The sequence below is a fragment of the Streptomyces sp. NPDC107575 genome, from assembly GCF_055657265.1.
The window spans coordinates 997,068-1,014,830 of record NZ_JBVKBG010000001.1; the positions used below are offsets into that span (position 1 = coordinate 997,068).

The 17,763-nt window shown below is 71.3% G+C and carries 16 protein-coding genes; 6 read left to right on the forward strand and 10 right to left on the reverse strand.

Annotated elements, in window-relative coordinates:
- The first annotated feature begins 74 nt into the window (after positions 1-74).
- Positions 75-290: a DUF6243 family protein gene (locus ACZ7L4_RS04620; protein WP_472099641.1), complete on the forward strand. Its 216-nt coding sequence runs from the start codon at positions 75-77 to the stop codon at positions 288-290.
- Positions 291-312: 22 nt separating this feature from the next.
- Here ACZ7L4_RS04620 and ACZ7L4_RS04625 read toward each other — a convergent pair whose 3' ends face one another.
- Both ACZ7L4_RS04625 and ACZ7L4_RS04630 read right to left on the reverse strand, forming a co-directional pair.
- Positions 313-651, reverse strand: a complete 339-nt coding sequence (locus ACZ7L4_RS04625) for a thioredoxin family protein (protein WP_472099643.1) — start codon at positions 649-651, stop codon at positions 313-315.
- A 75-nt stretch (positions 652-726) separates the two neighbouring features.
- Positions 727-1,869: a PucR family transcriptional regulator gene (locus tag ACZ7L4_RS04630; RefSeq protein WP_472099645.1), complete on the reverse strand. Its 1,143-nt coding sequence runs from the start codon at positions 1,867-1,869 to the stop codon at positions 727-729.
- A 132-nt stretch (positions 1,870-2,001) separates the two neighbouring features.
- Between ACZ7L4_RS04630 and ACZ7L4_RS04635 the strand changes: the two genes are divergently transcribed.
- From ACZ7L4_RS04635 to ACZ7L4_RS04645, 3 genes are all read left to right on the forward strand, one after another.
- Positions 2,002-3,012, forward strand: a complete 1,011-nt coding sequence (locus ACZ7L4_RS04635; RefSeq protein WP_472100394.1) for a ferredoxin reductase — start codon at positions 2,002-2,004, stop codon at positions 3,010-3,012.
- A gap of 7 nt (positions 3,013-3,019) precedes the next feature.
- On the forward strand, positions 3,020-4,156 hold the full coding sequence (locus tag ACZ7L4_RS04640; protein ID WP_472099647.1) for a fatty acid desaturase family protein: 1,137 nt from the start codon (positions 3,020-3,022) through the stop codon (positions 4,154-4,156).
- A gap of 138 nt (positions 4,157-4,294) precedes the next feature.
- A complete protein-coding gene (locus ACZ7L4_RS04645; protein ID WP_472099649.1) occupies positions 4,295-5,938 on the forward strand; it encodes a GMC oxidoreductase in 1,644 nt (547 codons plus the stop codon).
- Between the two features lie 40 nt (positions 5,939-5,978).
- Here the strand turns inward: ACZ7L4_RS04645 and ACZ7L4_RS04650 are convergent, their stop codons facing one another.
- From ACZ7L4_RS04650 to xylB, 7 genes are all read right to left on the reverse strand, one after another.
- Positions 5,979-6,458, reverse strand: coding sequence for a carboxymuconolactone decarboxylase family protein (locus tag ACZ7L4_RS04650; RefSeq protein ID WP_472099650.1), 480 nt, complete (start codon positions 6,456-6,458; stop codon positions 5,979-5,981).
- Positions 6,455-7,537 carry an NAD(P)H-dependent amine dehydrogenase family protein gene (locus ACZ7L4_RS04655; RefSeq protein ID WP_472099652.1) on the reverse strand — a complete coding sequence of 361 codons (1,083 nt, stop codon included), beginning with the start codon at positions 7,535-7,537 and terminating at the stop codon, positions 6,455-6,457. The genes ACZ7L4_RS04650 and ACZ7L4_RS04655 overlap by 4 nt, the downstream gene beginning before the upstream one ends.
- Positions 7,538-7,646: 109 nt before the next feature.
- Entirely contained in the window at positions 7,647-9,170 is a 1,524-nt protein-coding gene (gene exaC, locus ACZ7L4_RS04660) for an acetaldehyde dehydrogenase ExaC (RefSeq protein ID WP_472099653.1), read from the reverse strand.
- A 75-nt stretch (positions 9,171-9,245) separates the two neighbouring features.
- Positions 9,246-10,514, reverse strand: a complete 1,269-nt coding sequence (locus ACZ7L4_RS04665; protein WP_472099655.1) for a GAF domain-containing protein — start codon at positions 10,512-10,514, stop codon at positions 9,246-9,248.
- A 146-nt stretch (positions 10,515-10,660) separates the two neighbouring features.
- Entirely contained in the window at positions 10,661-11,266 is a 606-nt protein-coding gene (locus tag ACZ7L4_RS04670; RefSeq protein ID WP_472099657.1) for an N-acetylmuramoyl-L-alanine amidase, read from the reverse strand.
- A 518-nt stretch (positions 11,267-11,784) separates the two neighbouring features.
- Entirely contained in the window at positions 11,785-12,975 is a 1,191-nt protein-coding gene (locus tag ACZ7L4_RS04675; protein WP_472099659.1) for an ROK family protein, read from the reverse strand.
- A gap of 66 nt (positions 12,976-13,041) precedes the next feature.
- Positions 13,042-14,505: a xylulokinase gene (gene xylB, locus ACZ7L4_RS04680; protein ID WP_472099661.1), complete on the reverse strand. Its 1,464-nt coding sequence runs from the start codon at positions 14,503-14,505 to the stop codon at positions 13,042-13,044.
- 140 nt (positions 14,506-14,645) lie between these two features.
- On the opposite strand from xylB, the gene xylA reads away from it, so the two are divergent.
- Complete coding sequence (xylA, locus tag ACZ7L4_RS04685; protein ID WP_472099663.1) at positions 14,646-15,812, forward strand: xylose isomerase; 1,167 nt, start codon at positions 14,646-14,648, stop codon at positions 15,810-15,812.
- 105 nt (positions 15,813-15,917) lie between these two features.
- A complete protein-coding gene (locus ACZ7L4_RS04690) occupies positions 15,918-16,307 on the forward strand; it encodes a hypothetical protein (RefSeq protein ID WP_472099665.1) in 390 nt (129 codons plus the stop codon).
- A 21-nt stretch (positions 16,308-16,328) separates the two neighbouring features.
- On the opposite strand, the gene ACZ7L4_RS04695 is transcribed toward ACZ7L4_RS04690, so the two are convergent.
- Positions 16,329-17,681 (reverse strand): esterase-like activity of phytase family protein, encoded by a 1,353-nt coding sequence (locus ACZ7L4_RS04695; protein WP_472099666.1) that lies wholly within the window; start codon positions 17,679-17,681, stop codon positions 16,329-16,331.
- Positions 17,682-17,763 lie beyond the last annotated feature (82 nt).

A 17,763-nucleotide genomic window follows, 5' to 3' on the forward strand; every position in this document is an offset into this window, starting at 1 on the left:
GCGTCCTTCGGCGTCGCCGCGGCCGTCCCCACCGATGAATCCGTAAATTACTTCGCACCATTCCGGGAGAACTCGTGACCGACAGCAAGAACATCAACAACCCCGTGGGCATGGGCGGCGGCCAGCGCAAGAAGCAGTCGCGCACCGAACGGCAGAACCATGGCCCGCACCGCAACTTCGATCGCGGGGTTGCCGCCGAGAAGAAGGCGGAGTTGCTGCGCAAGATGCGGGAGAAGGCCGGGGCGCCCAAGGGTGCTGAGCAGTCGGGCGACGCCCCCGCGGAGAGCTGACGCGGCGTGTGAGCGGTCTCGCTCACACGTGGCCGGTCAGGAGCTCCCGTAGCTCCGTGGTGCTCATGGGCCCCGCGCCGTGCGCCACCGTCACGCCCTCCTTCAGCAGGACGTAGGACGGGGCTCCGGTGATCCCGTAGCGCTCGGTCGCGGCCGGGCAGCGCGTGATGTCGGCGCGGACCGTCGTCAGGCGGTCCGCGTACTCGTCGGCGATGCCGCCCACGACGAGGTCCATCGCCCGGCAGGGCTCGACCGCCTTGGGCCACGTCCCGATGAAGTAGGCCAGGACCGGCGCTCCGCTCATCCTGAGGATGAAATCGAACTCCGCGTCCTCACGGGGCCGGTGCACCCGCTGCGCCATGGAAGCTCCTGACCTTGCGTTTCGTCGTTCCGTCATTACCCGTCCACCATCATCGTCTCTCGGTCGACGTACGCGTCAGCCGCCGCCCCTGAGACCGACCGCCAGCGTCAGTTCGAGGACCCGGTGGGCCGACGCGAGGTCCGGGAACAGGTCCCGCAGCTGCGACATCCGGTACCGGACCGTCTGGGGATGGACGAACAACGCCGCCGCCACCTCGTCCCGCCTGCCCTGGTGAAGGAGCCACGCCCGCAGCGTCTCCTCAAGGCGGCGTGCGGTCGCGGCGGGCAAGGACCCGAGCGGTGCCAGGGCCCGGGCACGTAGGTCCGCGAACGCGTCCGCGTCGGCGCTCAGCACCAGCTCGGGCAGATGGTCCTCGGTGTCACGAATATCGGGGGACAGGGAACGCGCGCGTACGGCTCGCGCGTACGAGGCGGACGCACGCGTCCACGGCCGCGCCGGGCCGACCACGGCGGTGCGGTCGGTCAGCTGCCGCAGGAGACGTGACCGGTCGGCGTCGGGGACGAGCAGCACACCCGTGGCATCCGGCAGATCGTCGAGGACGAGGGTGCTCGGGTCGAGCGACCGGTAGGCGGGCCGGGCCTGGGCGGCGGGGAGCAGGACCGCGGTCAGCGAATCCGGGGGCTGCCACCCGGCCCGTTGCGCGGAGGCCAGCAGCACGTCCGGGCTCGCGCCGGCGAGGAGGTCGTGGGCCAGGTGTTCCAGGTGGAGCTCGTGGGCCCGGCCCCGGGCGGCCAGTTCGTCGGCGTGACCCGCGGCGCTCGCGGCGGACAGCTCGTCGATGTAGGCGAAGGTCAGCTCGGCGAACTTGGCTACCTCGGCGGCGGGCAGACCCGCAGGTACGGCACCCGCTGCCAGGCACCGCCAGGCCACGCGGGCGCCGACCCGGTAGGCGCTGAGCAGCGCGTCCATCGAACGGCCGTCGCGCACCTCGCCCCGCCCCAGCTCGTACGCCGCGTCACTGGCGTCGCCACCGCTGGCGCTCCCGCTCGCGAGGTCCAGGTAGTGCCCGAGCGCGGTGCGGACGGCCCGGCGGATGGTGCCGCCCATGCTGCCCGACAGGGCGTTCGCGTAGGGCGGCACCTCGTCGATGATCGCCTGGACGATCTCGTCGGCGGTCGTCCTCAGCGCGGCCCGAAGCGCGGTGACCGTCGTCTCGTCCAGGGTCAGCTCGCTGGCTCTCCGGATTGCTTGGCTCACGTTTTTGTTCCCTGCGAACAATTCAGTCGACCAGATTTACGTCCTGCGGTCAGGACTTTACGCCTTGAGACGCACCAAGCTGGACCCATGACGAGTACAGCCCTCCGCAGCAGGGCGTGGAAACTGCTGGAGATGGTCACGACGCCACTGTTGCCGTCGGACTACCTCGACCTGGTCAGCCCGCTGCGTGCGGGCGCCGACCTGCGGGGGCGCATCGAGGCCGTGCACCCCGAGACGGGCGACGCCGCGACCGTCGTGATCAGGCCGGGACGCGGCTGGCGCGGCCACACGGCCGGTCAGTACATCCGGGTCGGCGTCGACGTCGACGGGGTGCGCCTGTGGCGCGCCTACTCCATCACCTCGCCGACCCACCGCCAGGACGGCCGCGTCACCATCACCGTGAAGGCGATCCCGGACGGCAAGGTCAGCAACCACCTCGTCCGCAGGGCGACACCCGGCACGCTGATCCACCTCGACCAGCCGACCGGTGACTTCGTGCTGCCGCGGGCCAAGCCCGCCAAGGTGCTCTACCTGACGGCCGGCAGCGGCATCACGCCCGTGATGGGCATGCTGCGCGACACCGAGTTCGACGACGCCGTAATGATCCACTGCGCGCCGCGGTCGCAGGACGTGATCTTCCGCGACGAACTGCGCGGCCTGGCCGCGGCCGAGAAGCTGCGGCTCACCGAGGTGCACACCGACACGGACGGCATGCTCGACATCGCCCGTCTCGACGAACTCGTGCCCGACTGGACCGAGCGCGAGACCTGGGCCTGCGGGCCGGCCGGCCTGCTCGACGCCGCCGAAGAGCACTGGCGCGAGCACGGCGTACAAGAGCGACTGCACACCGAACGCTTCCGCCCCAGCGTCGTCGTCGCCGGTGACGGCGGCGAGGTCACGTTCAGCGCCACCGGAAAGACCGTCGACGCGGACGGTGCCACTCCGCTGCTGGACGTCGGCGAGGAGAGCGGCGTCCTCATGCCCTCCGGGTGCCGTATGGGCATCTGCTTCGGCTGCGTCACGCCGCTCAAGGCGGGCGCCGTCCGCGACCTGCGCACCGGCGAGATCACCGAGGCCGAGCCGGGCGTCCTCATCCAGACCTGTGTGTCCGCCGCCGCGGGCCCCTGCGACATCGAACGGTAGGAGCACCTTGACCGCCATCGACCCCACCGCCCACCTGACCGCAGAGCAGATCGAGGAGCTCGGCCGCGAGCTGGACGCGATCCGCGACGAGGTGATCGCAGGACGCGGCGAGCAGGACGCCGCCTACATCCGCAAGGTCATCAAGGCGCAGCGCACGCTCGAGCTGGCCAGCCGTGGTGTGTTGCTGTTCTCGATGTTCCCGCCCGCCTGGCTGATCGGCACCGCGGGTCTGTCCGTGGCGAAGATCATGGACAACATGGAGATCGGCCACAACATCCTGCACGGCCAGTGGGACTGGATGCGGGACCCGAAGATCCACTCCACCACGTGGGAGTGGGACCACGTCTCGCCGTCCGACCAGTGGAAGCACTCGCACAACGAGCTGCACCACGCGTACACCAACGTGATCGGCAAGGACAACGACCTCGGCTACGGCATCATGCGCGTCGACGAGGACCAGAAGTGGCAGCCGTTCCACCTCGGCCAGCCGCTGTGGAACTTCATCAACGCCTGCTTCTTTGAATACGGAATCGCGGCGTACGACCTGGAGCTCGGCAAGAACCTGAGCAAGCGCCGCCGCAAGAACCCGGAGTTCCGCGCGCGGGCCAAGGCCGTGGGTCGCAAGATCCGCAAGCAGGTGCTCAAGGACTACGTGATCCACCCGCTGCTCTCGGGCCCGTCGTTCCTCCCCACGCTCGCCGCCACGTTCACCGCGAACCTGGTCCGCAACATCTGGTCCCACTCGGTGATCATGTGCGGTCACTTCCCCGAGGGCGTCCAGGTCTTCGAGCGCCGGTCGATCAAGGGCGAGACGCGCGGCCAGTGGTATCTGCGCCAGATGATGGGCTCCGCGAACATCAGCGGCAGCAAGGCCATGCACTTCATGACCGGCAATCTGTCGCACCAGATCGAGCACCACCTCTTCCCGGACCTGCCGAGCAACCGGTACGCCGAGGTCGCGGTGAAGGTCCGCGCGCTGTTCGAGAAGTACGAGCTGGACTACGTCACCGGACCGTTGCCCAAGCAGGTGTTCTCCGCGTGGCACAAGGTCTTCCGACTCTCCCTGCCGAACAAGCCGAACAAGCCGACCGAGAAGCCCACGGCAACGACGCCGGACCGAGACCGGGAGCTCGTCGCCGTCTGAGATCGGACCCCAGGTCGGTGTCCAAGATCGGGAGAAGTTGGCGCGAATTGGACGCACGTTACCTATCGGTATGCATCGACTTGATTACCGATCAACAGTAGAACTCGTTCCCATTCCGTAGAGAGTGAGGAACGTGCAATGACCGACTCAACCCGTCCTGAAGTGGCCCGTAGCGGGATCTCCCGCCGAGGCTTCCTCGCAGGAACGAGTTCTCTCCTCGGCGCCGTGGCCCTCAGCGGTCACGCCGCCGCGGCCGACCGCTCCACCGCCGCGGCCGTCGCACCCGTCGCCGACGGGGCGCACCTGCCCGCCCTCGTCATCGGCACCGGGTACGGCGGCTCCGTGGCCGCGCTCCGGCTCGCCGAGGCCGGTGTCGACGTGCGGATGGTGGAGATGGGCATGGCCTGGGACACCCCGGGATCCGACGGCAAGATCTTCGCCAACACCACCGCGCCCGACAAGAGATCCTTCTGGCTGAGATGCAGAACCAAGCAGCCCCTGAGCAACTTCCTCGGCTTCCCGATCGACAAGGACATCCCGAAGTACACCGGGATCCTGGACGCCGAGGACTTCGCCGGCATCACCGTCTACCAGGGCCGCGGCGTCGGCGGCGGCTCACTGGTCAACGGCGGCATGGCGGTGACGCCCAAGCGGGAGAACTTCGCGGCGATCTTGCCGTCCGTGGACGCGGGCGAGATGTACGGCACGTACTACCCGCGGGCCAACGCGGGACTCGGCGTCGCCACCATCGACCCGAACTGGTTCGAGAGCGCCGAGTGCTACCAGTACGCGCGCGTCGGCCGTAAGCACGCCCAGCGTTCGGGCTTCCCGTTCGTGTTCGTCCCCGACGTCTACGACTGGGACTACATGAAGCAGGAGGCCGCGGGGACGGTGCCGAAGTCGGCGCTCGCGGGGGAGATCCTCTACGGCAACAACTACGGCAAGAAGTCTCTGCAGAAGACCTACCTCGCGCGGGCCACGGCCACCGGGAAGGTCACCATCACCCCGCTGCACAAGGTGACATCGGTCGCCCCGGCCGCAGGCGGCGGCTACACCGTGCGCATGGACCAGCTCGACACCACGGGCACCGTCACGGCCACCAAGGAAGTCACCGCGGACCGGGTCTTCTTCGCCGCGGGCAGCGTCGGCACCAGCAAGCTCCTCACCCGGCTCAAGGCGACCGGCGTCCTGCCCGCGCTCAACGGCGAGATCGGCAAGGGCTGGGGCGACAACGGGAACGTCATGTGCGGGCGCGCCAACCACCTGTGGGACCCGACCGGTTCGCTCCAGGCGTCCATCCCCACCGGCGGCATCGACAACTGGGCCGCGGGCGGCGCCTTCGCCGAAGTGGCGCCGCTGCCGACCGGCATCGAGACGTACGCGTCCTTCTACCTGTCCATCACGAAGAACCCGAACCGGGCCGAGTTCACGTACAACCCGACGTCCGGCGGCGTCGACCTGAACTGGCAGACGGCGTGGAAGCAGCCGGGGATCAACGCGGCGAAGACCATCTTCGACAAGATCAACGCGAAGGAGGGCACGATCTACCGCACCGACCTGTTCGGTACGTACAAGATCTGGGGCGACCAGCTCACGTACCACCCGCTGGGCGGCGCCGTACTGAACAAAGCGACCGACAACTACGGCCGCCTGCACGGTTATTCGGGCCTCTACGTCATCGACGGTGCGCTGATCCCGGGCAACACCAGCGTCAACCCGTTCGTGACGATCACGGCGCTCGCCGAGCGCAACATCGCCAAGATCGTCGCCACTGACCTCTGACGGCCGCGACCTGCCCAAGTCCCGGCCGCCAAGCGGTGGTTCAGGGCTTGGGCAGGAAGCACGCCGTGTCGAGCCCCAACACATGGTTGAGCCGTCCGAAGGCGAGCCAGGAGCCGATGGCCATGCTCAGCTCCACGATCTCGGCCTGGCTGTAGTGGGCCGTCATCCGCTTCCAGAACTCCTCGTCCAGGCCGTGGTGGTCGACGGCGTAGCGCTCCGCGTACTCGGCCGCGAGCCGGGTCCGCTCGTCGAACGCGTCGGTCCCGCGCCAGTCCTCGACGGCGTCGATGAACGACGACTCGACCTTCTCGCCGTCCCGCTCGGTGCGCCAGTCCAGGCAGAACTGGCAACCGTTGATCTGCGCGATCCGCAGCCGCGCGGCCTCGAACTCCCGCAGTCCCAGCGTGGAATGGTCGTACACGGCCATGGAGAACTGCGCCGCGGCGGGCCCGATGCCGGGCACCATCGCGCCCCACACGTACGGAATGGGTTCCTGCCCGTCAGGTATGTCGATCCTCATGACTGCTTCCTTCCGAGCCGGCCGACGGCGGGGGAGATGGGCACGTCGAGCGCGTCGTAGAGTCCCGGCGGCGCGCCCACGAGCCAGTCGATCGCGCCGACGAGGCGCCCGACGGCGGTCGCGTTGCCGCCCGCCGCGTGGTTGCCGCCCTCGTCGGTGGCCTGGACGGTGACCTCGATGTGCGGGCGGCCCTCGACGATCACTCGGTGCGCGCCGGCCCCGCCGCCGGGCGGTACCGGCCAGTCGGGCGCGCAGGACGGATGGATCCGCGTCACATGCTCGACGACGATGCGCACCTCGCCGTCCACGACGCCCTGCACCTCGAAGCGGACCGCGCCCTGGGTGCCCGCGGCGAAGTCCCCCATGGTCGCCGTCGTGACATCGCTCTCCAGGGCCCGGCGCTCCAACGTCTCGCGGATCTCGTCGAGTTCGACCCCGAGCGCCCGCGCCATCAGCCGCAGCTGCCCGCCCCACACCATCGTCGGCACGGACTCCGCCAGCATCAGGGGCTCGTACTCCATGGTGTGCCCCATGCCGACGAGATCGCGTACCGAGTCCTCCTGGTCGTACGTCGAGTAGTCGAAGATCTCCTGGCAGCGCAGCACGTCGACGCGGGTGCCGAGACCGCTGAGCAGCAGCGGCAGTACGTCGTTGGCCCAGCCGGGGTCGACGCCGGACACGAACAGCGAGCCGCCGCCCGCCTCGATGGCCGCGCGCACCGGATCGGTGAAGTCGGGCGGTGCGCTGCGGTGGTCGTAGAGCGGATAGAGGGCGGGGGAGACGACGACGGCACCGGCGCGCAGGGCGCGGCAGATGTCGTCGAGGGCCTCGTCGGGGCGCAGCTCGCCGGAGGCCGCGTAGAAGACGGCGCCGGGCCGGGCCGCGAGCACCGCGTCGACGTCCGTCGTCGCGGCGAGACCGAGGGCGTGGTCGCATCCGGCCAGGTCGCCCGCGTCGCGGCCGTCCTTGGCGGGGTCGTGCACGAGCACGCCGCAGAGTTCGAGCCCGGGATGGGCGTCGACGGCTCGGATCGCCGCGCGTCCCACGTTCCCGGTGCCCCAGACCACCGTGGAAGTCATGGGCCGGAGCGTAACCTGACGTGTCGTCAGTTGATAGACCCGCCGCACCAGTTGTTGAGCAAGGCGCCTGACGCGTGAAGGACGAGGTCAGGCGCCTTGCTGTGTGCCTCTAGAAGAAGCCCAGCTTCTGTGCCGAGTACGACACGAGCAGGTTCTTCGTCTGCTGGTAGTGGTCCAGCATCATCTTGTGGTTCTCGCGGCCGATGCCGGACTGCTTGTAGCCGCCGAACGCCGCGTGCGCCGGGTACGCGTGGTAGCAGTTGGTCCAGACGCGGCCCGCCTGGATCGAACGGCCCGCCCGGTACGCCGTGTTCATGTCGCGGGTCCAGACGCCGGCGCCCAGGCCGTACAGCGTGTCGTTGGCGATCTTGATGGCGTCGTCGTAGTCGGCGAAGGGGGCGACCGAGACGACCGGGCCGAAGATCTCCTCCTGGAAGACGCGCATGCGGTTGGAGCCCTCGAAGATGGTGGGCTGGACGTAGTAGCCGCCCGCGAGTTCGCCGTCGTACTCGATGCGGTTGCCGCCCGTGAGGACCTTCGCGCCCTCCTGTTGGCCGATGTCCAGGTACGAGAGGATCTTCTGGAGCTGGTCGTTGGAGGCCTGGGCGCCGATCATCGTGTCGGTGTCCAGGGGGTGGCCCGGCTTGATGGCCTCGGTGCGGGCGATGGCCGCTTCGAGGAACTCGCTGTAGTGGCCCTGCTGGATGAGCGCGCGGGAGGGGCAGGTGCACACCTCGCCCTGGTTGAGGGCGAACATCGTGAAGCCCTCGAGGGCCTTGTCGCGGAAGTCGTCGTCCTTGGCCCAGACGTCGTCGAAGAAGATGTTCGGGGACTTGCCGCCGAGTTCGAGGGTGACCGGCTTGATGTTCTCCGAGGCGTACTGCATGATCAGGCGGCCCGTCGTGGTCTCGCCCGTGAACGCGACCTTCGCCACGCGGGAGGAGGAAGCGAGGGGCTTGCCCGCCTCCACGCCGAAGCCGTTGACGATGTTGACCACGCCCGCCGGGATCAGGTCCTTGACCAGGTCCAGCCAGACGTGGATCGACGCCGGGGTCTGCTCGGCCGGCTTGATGACCACCGCGTTGCCCGCCGCGAGGGCCGGGGCCAGTTTCCATGTCGCCATCAGGATGGGGAAGTTCCACGGGATGATCTGGGCGACGACGCCCAGGGGCTCGTGGAAGTGGTAGGCGACCGTGTCGTCGTCGATCTCGGAGAGGCTGCCCTCCTGCGCGCGGACCGCGCCCGCGAAGTAGCGGAAGTGGTCGATCGCGAGGGGGATGTCGGCGGCCAGGGTCTCGCGGACCGGCTTGCCGTTCTCCCAGCTCTCCGCGACGGCGAGGAGTTCGAGGTTCTGCTCCATGCGGTCGGCGATCTTGAGGAGGAGGTCCGCGCGGGCGCCGGGGGAGGTGCGGCCCCAGGAGGGCGCGGCGGCGTGCGCGGCGTCGAGGGCGCGTTCGACGTCCTCGGCCGTGCCGCGGGCGATCTCGGTGAACGGCTGCCCGTTGACCGGGCTCGGGTTCTCGAAGTACTGGCCGCGGGCGGGCGGCGCGTACTCGCCGCCGATGAAGTGGTCGTAGCGGGCCTGGTAGGAGACGACGGAGCCCTGGGTGCCGGGCGCTGCATAGCGGGTCATGTTGGCTTGCCTCCTGTGCGGCTGCCCGCCTTTGGGCAGCGTTCGCAGGGGAGGCTAGGAGTCCGGACGTTGCAGCTACGTTGCGTACGGGGCCGGGGAGCGCAGTTCGTCGTCGAGCGCGGCGAGGCGGGCCAGGACCGGCGGCGTCGGGCGGATCGCCGCGAGCGCGCGCCAGACGTCCAGGTCGTCCTCGCCCCAGGGGGCGTGCACCCAGTCGGCGAGCAGATCGGGGTCGCCGCGGGCGATGAGCGCGGCCCGGAGTTCGTCGGCGAGGCGGTGGCGGATGCGGGCCACGGCGGGCGCCTGTGATGTGGGGAGGAGTGGGCCGCTGTACGCGGACGCCGCCGCGGTGACCGCTCCCGAGGCGAGTCGGCGCTCGACCGTGGTGAGGTCCGAGTCGACCGGCGTCGAAAGGCGGTAGGGGCGGGAACGCAGCACGTCGGGGCCAAGGACCCGGCGCAGCCTCGCCAGTTCGGCCCGCAGCGTCACCGGTGTCACGGACTCGTCCTCGTACAGGAAACACATCAGTTCGTCGCCGGTCAGGCCCTCCGGGTGGCGGGCGAGGAGGACCAGCAGCTCGCTGTGGCGGCGGCTGAGGCGGAGCTTGTGGCCTGCCGGGGTGAGGAGGAGGGCGTCGTCGCGGCCGAGCGCGGTCAGGCGCAGCGCCGGCTCGGCCGCGGGTGGCGGGGCAAGCAGGGCGAGCTGGGACTCCGCCGCGCGCGCCACCGCCTGGACGAACGCCAGGCTGTGCGGGTGTGCGAGCCGGTCGCCGCCCGTGATGTCGACGGCGCCGAGCAGCCGGCCGGTGTGCGGGTCGTGCACGGGAGCCGCCGCGCACGTCCACGGCTGGACCTTGCGGATGAAGTGCTCGGCCGCGAAGACCTGCACCGGACGGTCCACCGCGACGGCCGTGCCCGGCGCGTTCGTCCCCATCGCCGACTCCGACCAGCGGGCGCCCGGCACGAAGTTCATCCGGCCCGCCGCCTGCCGCGTGCCGGTGTGTCCCTCCACCCACAGCAGCCTGCCGTGCGCGTCGCACACCGCGAGCAGATGCTCGCCGTCCGCCGCGAACGTGCCCATCAGCTCGCGGAACAGCGGCATCACGCGGGCCAGCGGATGCTCCGCCCGGTAGCTGCCGAGATCGCCCTCGCGCATCTCCACCGACGCCGAGGCGTCCGGGCTGACGTGCGCGCCCGCCGAGCGGCGCCAGGACGCGGCGACGACCGGGCGCACCGGACGGACCACGGTGCCCACCGCGGTGAACCGCTCGTGCGCGCGGCGCAGCGCCCGGACCCGCTCGGACGGGTCCGTGCCCGGCTCCAGGGCGACCCACTGATCGGTCAACGCGGCCTCCAGGCGGGATCCTTCGCGACGGTGCGGTGGCGCGACCATCGTCACCCCGGGGGAGCGGGCCGACAAGGAGCGGAACACGGATCGGGCGAATCGGCACATGCCACTCACGGGTGTGGAGGCGGCCGGGCCCGCCGGGATCAGGCAGCGGCGACCAGCCGCATGTACCGGTCCCAGTCCCAGTAGGGCCCCGGGTCCGTGTGGTCCGCGCCGGGCACCTCCACGTGGCCGATGATCCGCTCGCGGGTCTTCGGAATGCCGTAGCGCGTGCAGATCGACGCGGTCAGCGCCGCCGACTCCCGGTACATCGCGTCCGTGAAGTACTCCGGTTTGTCGACCCAGCCTTCGTGCTCGATGCCGACGCTGCGCGTGTTGTAGTCCCAGTTCCCCGCGTGCCACGCGACGTCCTTCTCCCGCACCATCTGGGCGATGTGGCCGTCGGAGGAGCGCACGACGTAGTGCGCGGAGACCTGCTTGGCCGGGTTCTTGAAGATGTCGAGCGTGGTCGCGTAGTCCTCCTGCGTGACGTGCACGATCACGAACTCGACCGGGTACGTCAGCGGACGGTTGGCCACCGTGTAGTTGGACTTGCTCGCCGGAACGGACTCGGCCTTCGGGTAGTCCACCGACGCCAGCGGCCGGGCGTCGGCCCGGCCCGTGGCCAGCAGCGCGGTGGGCGCCGCGGCGAGCGCGCCGAGTTGGAGCAGCCGGCGGCGGCTCGGGAACGGTTTGCTTGCTCGGTCCATGTCAATCCTGCCTCTCGGTCACCGGTGGGGCGGAGCTCAGTGGGGCGGGGTCGGTGCGTTGTGCGGTGGGGGTGGGCTGGGCGGTTGGGGGCACCACAGGGGCGCCGCGCTCTCACGCGGTCGCGCGTGCGGCCCGCGGTGCGTTTGGTATGCGGTGGACGACGCCGGGCACCAGCGATATGCCCGCCAAGGAACACGCGTAGACCTGGACCGGCCTCGACGGTGACCCGATGCTCTCCATGACGTCCCCCGACACAGGAATCCCCCTTTCCCGTGCGCGCGCCGCCACCTGTCGGACGGACGGTGGTGCGGCGCCTCGCGTGAATCACGGTACGGCGCTCGCAGGTTGGGGCGGAAGGGGGCACCGAAGATCTGTGGACAACCGGCGCATTGTGAACAACCGCACGTCAGAGGTCCCGACCAGTGGAACCCGCGGCGGATCCCGCCGGCCCGGCGCCCGGGCGGCGACCGCCTCCACCGGCTCCGCCCCTACCGAGTCCGCCTCACCGGCTCCGCCCTCAGGCCGCCACCGCCCCCACCGGATCGTCCAGCACCGACCGCACCACCGAGTGCGCCGCCCCCAGCAGCGGCCCGTCCGAGCCGAGCCCGGACGCGATGACGCCGTCCTCAGGGGACGCCGTACGGCGGGTCAACTCCCGCTCCAGGGACGGCAGGAGCCAGGGCGACAGACGGGACAGCGCGCCGCCGAGAACCACCGCGCGCGGATCCACCAGGTTGACCGCACCGGTCAGCGCGATGCCGAGCGCGGTGCCCGCCGAGCGCAGCGCCCGGCGCGTCGCCGTGTCCCCGCCGGCGGCCCGCTCGGCCAGCAGCGACACCCGGTCGGGCCCCGGCTCGATGCCCGCCGCGCGCAACACCGCCTCCTCGCCCGCGTACTGCTCGAGGCACCCGCGCCCGCCGCACGGGCACGCGGGCCCCTCCGGGCGCACCGGGACATGGCCCAGTTCCCCCGCGAACCCCCTTGTCCCGCGCAGCAGTTGGCCGTCCACGACGAGCGCCGCGCCGATGCCGATCTCCGCCGACACGTGGAGGAAGTCGGCGGGGGAGTCCTCGGCGAGCCACAGTTCGGCGAGGGCGCCGAAGTTCGCCTCGTTCTCGACCGTGACCGGCACGTTGTGGGGGAGCAGCGAGGCGACGTCCGTGTCGTGCCAGTCGAGGTTCGGGGCGCGCACGACGGTCGTGGTGCCGCGCGCGACCAGGCCCGGCACGGCGATCGCGAGCCCGGCGGGTCGCAGCCCGGCCGCCTCCGCCTCGCCGCCCACCTCCCGTACCAGGTCGGCGAGTTCGTCCAGTACGGGCCTCGGGGCGCGCCCCCGGTTGCTCACCCGGCGGTGCCCCCGGGCGCGTACCTCGCCCCGCAGATCGACCGCGCACACCGCGAGATGGTCAACGCCCACCTCGGCTCCGAGACCCGCGGGACCCTGACCGCTGACGGCGAGCGCGGAACCCGGCCGGCCGACGCCGCCCGGACGCTGCGGCCCCAGCTCCTCCAGGAGCCCCGCCCGGATCAACTCGTCGACGAGCGTGGACACGGCCGCCCGCGTCAGGCCGATGTGCTGCGCCACCGCGGCCCGCGAGAGCGGCCCCTCGGCGGCGACCGCGTGCATGACGCGGGACAGGTTGCGGCGGCGCATGGCCTGCTGGGTGTCGGACGTGCCCGGTCGCGGCCGGTGCAGTGGTGCGGTCATGCGCTCATGCTCCCAGGGGCGGTGAGGTGGGGTCTTCGGGAGGTGGTTCCACGTGAGGCGCGGACCTCACCCGTTTCCGACACCGCTCCCGAGATCGTTCCCGAGCAGCGCCCCCGCCCCCGCGAGCACCCCCGAGATCCGCTCCAGCGTCGCCTCGTCCCGCCGCTCCACCGGCTCGAGGAGCGGGCCACGTGCCGTGTCCCAGCGCCGGGCCACCGCCCCCGGGTCCTCGCCGGTCAGCACGCCCGCGGCCTGCGCCGCCGCGCCGAGCGCCACCAGTTCACCGGCCTCGGGCACCTGCACCGCACGCCCCGAAAGCCGTCGCACCGTCTCCTGCCAGGCCGTCCCGCGCGCCCCACCGCCGATGAGGAGCAGCGGAGCCGCGGGGTCGGCGTCCGCGTCGAGCACCCGGTCGAGGGCGCCGAGCAGTGCGTGCACCGCCCCGTCGTACGCCGCCTGCAACAGCTGCCCGCCGGTCGTGTCGTGGCGCAGCCCCGTCAACAGGCCGGAGGCGTCGGGCAGGTTGGGTGTCCGCTCGCCGTCCAGGTACGGGAGGATCGTCGCCGTGCCGCCCGGCTCGACCGCCTCCCGGTCCAGGCCGAGGAGCGCCGCGATCCGGTCCACCGCGAGCGTGCAGTTCAGCGTGCACGCAAGGGGCAGCCAATCGCCGCGCGCGTCCGCGAATCCGGCGACGGTGCCGGACGGGTCGCTCGGCCGGTTGCGCGACACCGCGTACACCGTGCCCGAAGTGCCCAGGCTCAGTACGGGAGTTCCCGGCAGCAGGCCGAGGCCGAGCGCGGCGGCCGCGTTGTCACCGGTACCGGCCGCCACCAACGTGCCCTTGGCAAACGGAAGTTCACTGTCCCCGGCGTGCACCGTGCCCGCGACCTCGCCCGGCCCCACGACCCTCGGCAGCAGCGCCGGGTCGAGCCCGACCCGCCCCAGCACGTCCTCGTCGTACGCCTCGGTCGACGATGCCCACCACCCCGTACCTGACGCGTCGCCCCGGTCCGTCGTGCCGTCACCGGTCAGCCGGCCGGTGAGGTAGTCGTGCGGCAGCCGCACCGCGGCCGTGGCGCGCACCGCCTCCGGCTCGTGCTCCGCGAGCCACGCCCACTTCGAAATCGTGAACGACGCGCCCGGCACGCTGCCGAACCGCTCCGCCCACGCCTTCGGCCCGCCCAGCTCGTCCACCAGGCGGGCCGCCTGCGGGGCGGAACGCACGTCGTTCCACAGCAGCGCGGGCCGTACGGGCCGCCCCCGCGCGTCCAGCGTGACCAGGCCGTGCTGCTGCCCGCCGACCGCGACCGCCGAGGCGCGCCGGGCCGCGTCGCCGCACTGGGCCAGCGCCTCGCGCAGCGCCCGGTACCACTCCTCGGGATCGCTCTCGCGGCCCGCGCCGGAGGTCACGGTGTGCGGCGCCTGCCCGCTCGCCACGGTCGCGCCCGTCGCGACATCGACGACCAGGACCTTCGTGGACTGCGTGGAACTGTCGACCCCTACGACGAGGGGTCCTTCGGCAGCGGACATGCGGCTCTCCCGAAATCTCGTGAAATCTCGCGGTACGAAAACGAATCTGTATCTGTGATGCGGTCGGCTCTTCCCAGCGGCGTCCCCGCATACTAATTTGTAAAGCGCCATGACGAAATAGTCGGCGAGGGAGCCGCAAGATGACGTACCAGCCCACCCCTGACGACAAGTTCACCTTCGGTCTGTGGACCGTCGGCTGGCAGGGCCGCGACCCGTTCGGCGACGCCACCCGGTCGGCGCTCGACCCGGTGGAGTCCGTGCAGCGCCTGTCCGAGCTCGGCGCCCACGGCGTGACCTTCCACGACGACGACCTGATCCCCTTCGGCGCCTCCGAGTCCGAGCGCGCATCGCACATCAAGCGGTTCCGCGAGGCCCTCGACGCCACCGGGATGGTCGTCCCGATGGCCACCACGAACCTGTTCACGCACCCGGTCTTCAAGGACGGCGGCTTCACCGCCAACGACCGCGACGTGCGCCGCTACGCCCTGCGCAAGGTCATCCGCAACATCGACCTCGCCGCCGAGCTCGGTGCCCAGACCTACGTCGCGTGGGGCGGCCGCGAGGGCGCCGAGTCCGGCGGCGCCAAGGACGTCCGTGACGCCCTCGACCGCATGAAGGAGGCCTTCGACCTCCTCGGCGAGTACGTCACCGAGCAGGGCTACGACATCAAGTTCGCCATCGAGCCCAAGCCGAACGAGCCGCGCGGCGACATCCTGCTGCCCACCGTCGGCCACGCGCTCGCGTTCATCGAGCGCCTGGAGCGGCCCGAGCTGTACGGCGTGAACCCCGAGGTCGGCCACGAGCAGATGGCGGGCCTCAACTTCCCGCACGGCATCGCCCAGGCCCTGTGGGCGGGCAAGCTCTTCCACATCGACCTCAACGGCCAGTCCGGCATCAAGTACGACCAGGACCTGCGCTTCGGCGCCGGCGACCTGCGCGCCGCGTTCTGGCTCGTCGACCTCCTGGAGCAGGCCGGTTACGAGGGGCCGCGGCACTTCGACTTCAAGCCGCCGCGGACCGAGGACTTCGACGGTGTGTGGGCCTCGGCCGCGGGCTGCATGCGCAACTACCTGATCCTCAAGGACCGGGCCGCCGCCTTCCGCGACGACGCCGAGGTCCAGGCCGCCCTGGCCGCCTCCCGCCTGGACGAGCTCGCCAAGCCGACCGCCGCCGACGGCCTGGCCGGGCTGCTCGCCGACAAGAGCGCCTTCGAGGAGTTCGACGTGAACGCCGCCGCCGAGCGCGGCATGGCCTTCGAGCGCCTCGACCAGCTGGCGATGGACCACCTGCTGGGCGTGCACGCCTGATCCCGAACCCGTAGGAGAGGGCGGACCGACCGGACGTACGCCGTCCGGTCGGTCAACTTGCCCCAGGGGCTCGCGCGCCGGGGTCGATGCGGCAATTCTGGAGGGGTGTCCTTACCGCCGATGCCGCCGCAGCCGCCTCCGCCGCCGAGCGACGCGCCACCGCCCGGCGGCTTCGGCGCGCCGCCGCCCGAGGGGCCGCGCCGCCCGGACCGGCGCATGTTCCTGGTGATCGCGACGCTCGTCGCTCTCGTGGTGATCGTGGGCGCCGTCGTCCTCGTGGCGACCCGCGACAGCTCCTCCGGCGGCGACGAGAAGTCGCCCGACAAGAGCAGTGAACGGGCCACGCCCTCACCCTCGTTGAGCATCCCCAGCGAGATTCCGTCCGAGCTGCCCAGCAAGCTGCCGAGCGAGCTCCCCAGCGGACTGCCGAGCGAGCTCCCCTCGGAGCTGCCCAGCGAACTTCCGAGCGAGTTGCCCAGCGCGCTGGGCGGGTGATCCACCGGTGGGGACGTGCGCCTACAGGGCGCCCTTCGGCAGCTTCACCTGCGTCACCTTCGTTTCGACGCCACTGTCGACGAGCCGCCCGTCCGCGTCGAACGCCCCGGCGCCGTCGGTCATCCCGAAGTCGTTGTCGTTGATCAGGGCGAGCGTGTCGCGGCCCGCGATCGCGATGCCCTCGATCTTGTCCGGGACGCCGTCGACCTTGTTCAGGTCCACCACGAGACGCTTGTCGAGGACCGGGACGCCCTGCGCCGCCGGATCGGCCAGCTGCTCGAGGGACGGGGACGTGGCGTCGTCGTCCCAGCGCCCGCCCAGGATGTCGGCGCCGCGCGTGAGCCGTACCTCCTGAAGGCGGGCCGCCTTGTCGGTGCGCTCCTCCACGAGCAGCCGGTCGCCGCCGACCGCGACGACGGAGGAGATCTTCAGCTCGGAGGGGTCGTCCTCGCCCGGGTCCACGACGTCCACCGGGTCGAAGCGGTAGGCGTACTCCGCGGTGACCGACTGGCTCTTCGGCGAGAACCGCAGCAGGCGCGTCGTCCGGGAGGCCTCGCCCGCGTCCTCGTCCGGCAGCGACAGCGGGCTCTGCACCGCGAGGACCAGGTCACCGCCCGGCAGTTGGGCGAGCCCCTCGAAGCCCCGGTTGACCTTGCGATGCAGCAGCACGGACGGCAGCGACTCGACGACCCGGTAGTCCGCGCCCTGCAGATCGAGTCCCTTGGGCACGTGCCGGGCGAGGACCCGGCCGGCCGCGGACACGTGCACGAGCGAGGGGCCGTACTCGTCGACGAGCCAGAAGCTGCCGTCCGCGGCGCGCACGATGCCCTCGGTGTCGAGACCGTTCGGGTTGTACGCGAGCGGACTCTTGGCGTCGTACGTGTACGGCTTCTCGTCGCGGGCCTCCTGGTTCGACAGGCCGGTGACGGGCTTGCCGGACCGCGTGGTGAGCGGAATCGCGTCGAGGACCTTCACCTGGTCGCCGGTGACACGGATCTTCACGATGGCCGGGTCGAAGCCGGGCACGGGGAACGTGCGGCGCTTCGTGCCGTCCACTTTGATCTGGCCGTTCGGGCCGCGGTCGGTCACCGTCCAGAACTCGCCCTTGCGGCCCGCCGGGTAGAGGTCCGAGCCGATGCCGCCGAGGTCCACGCCCCGGTCGTCGCCGACGCTGCCCGGCAGCAGCGTATTGCTGAACGTGCCGAGGGGTATGTCCCCGAGCGTCGCGCTGCCGGTGACCTCGGCCGCGCCGGATCCGGTGGGCGCGCCGGTCGCGGCCGGGGCCAGCCCGATCGCCACGAGCGCGGCAAGGGGGACCCCCGCCGCGACGGAACGTCCGAGGATGCGACGTGTACCGGGGACGAGCGGGGACATGGGGCCTCCTGCGGCGCTGTGAAGGTGTACAGCGCACACGGTCGGCCCCCGCCCCGAACGCGGAGTGACACCCGGGTGAACA

Excerpts from the sequence above, each read along its gene's own strand:
- ACZ7L4_RS04670 (WP_472099657.1), bottom strand. The coding sequence starts at position 11,266 with ATGGACCGAGCAAGCAAACCGTTCCCGAGCCGCCGCCGGCTGCTCCAA.
- xylB (WP_472099661.1), bottom strand. The coding sequence starts at position 14,505 with ATGTCCGCTGCCGAAGGACCCCTCGTCGTAGGGGTCGACAGTTCCACG.
- exaC (WP_472099653.1), bottom strand. The coding sequence starts at position 9,170 with ATGACCCGCTATGCAGCGCCCGGCACCCAGGGCTCCGTCGTCTCCTAC.
- ACZ7L4_RS04655 (WP_472099652.1), bottom strand. The coding sequence starts at position 7,537 with ATGACTTCCACGGTGGTCTGGGGCACCGGGAACGTGGGACGCGCGGCG.
- ACZ7L4_RS04645 (WP_472099649.1), top strand. The coding sequence starts at position 4,295 with ATGACCGACTCAACCCGTCCTGAAGTGGCCCGTAGCGGGATCTCCCGC.
- ACZ7L4_RS04695 (WP_472099666.1), bottom strand. The coding sequence starts at position 17,681 with ATGTCCCCGCTCGTCCCCGGTACACGTCGCATCCTCGGACGTTCCGTC.
- ACZ7L4_RS04635 (WP_472100394.1), top strand. The coding sequence starts at position 2,002 with ATGGTCACGACGCCACTGTTGCCGTCGGACTACCTCGACCTGGTCAGC.
- ACZ7L4_RS04650 (WP_472099650.1), bottom strand. The coding sequence starts at position 6,458 with ATGAGGATCGACATACCTGACGGGCAGGAACCCATTCCGTACGTGTGG.
- ACZ7L4_RS04625 (WP_472099643.1), bottom strand. The coding sequence starts at position 651 with ATGGCGCAGCGGGTGCACCGGCCCCGTGAGGACGCGGAGTTCGATTTC.
- ACZ7L4_RS04675 (WP_472099659.1), bottom strand. The coding sequence starts at position 12,975 with ATGACCGCACCACTGCACCGGCCGCGACCGGGCACGTCCGACACCCAG.
- xylA (WP_472099663.1), top strand. The coding sequence starts at position 14,646 with ATGACGTACCAGCCCACCCCTGACGACAAGTTCACCTTCGGTCTGTGG.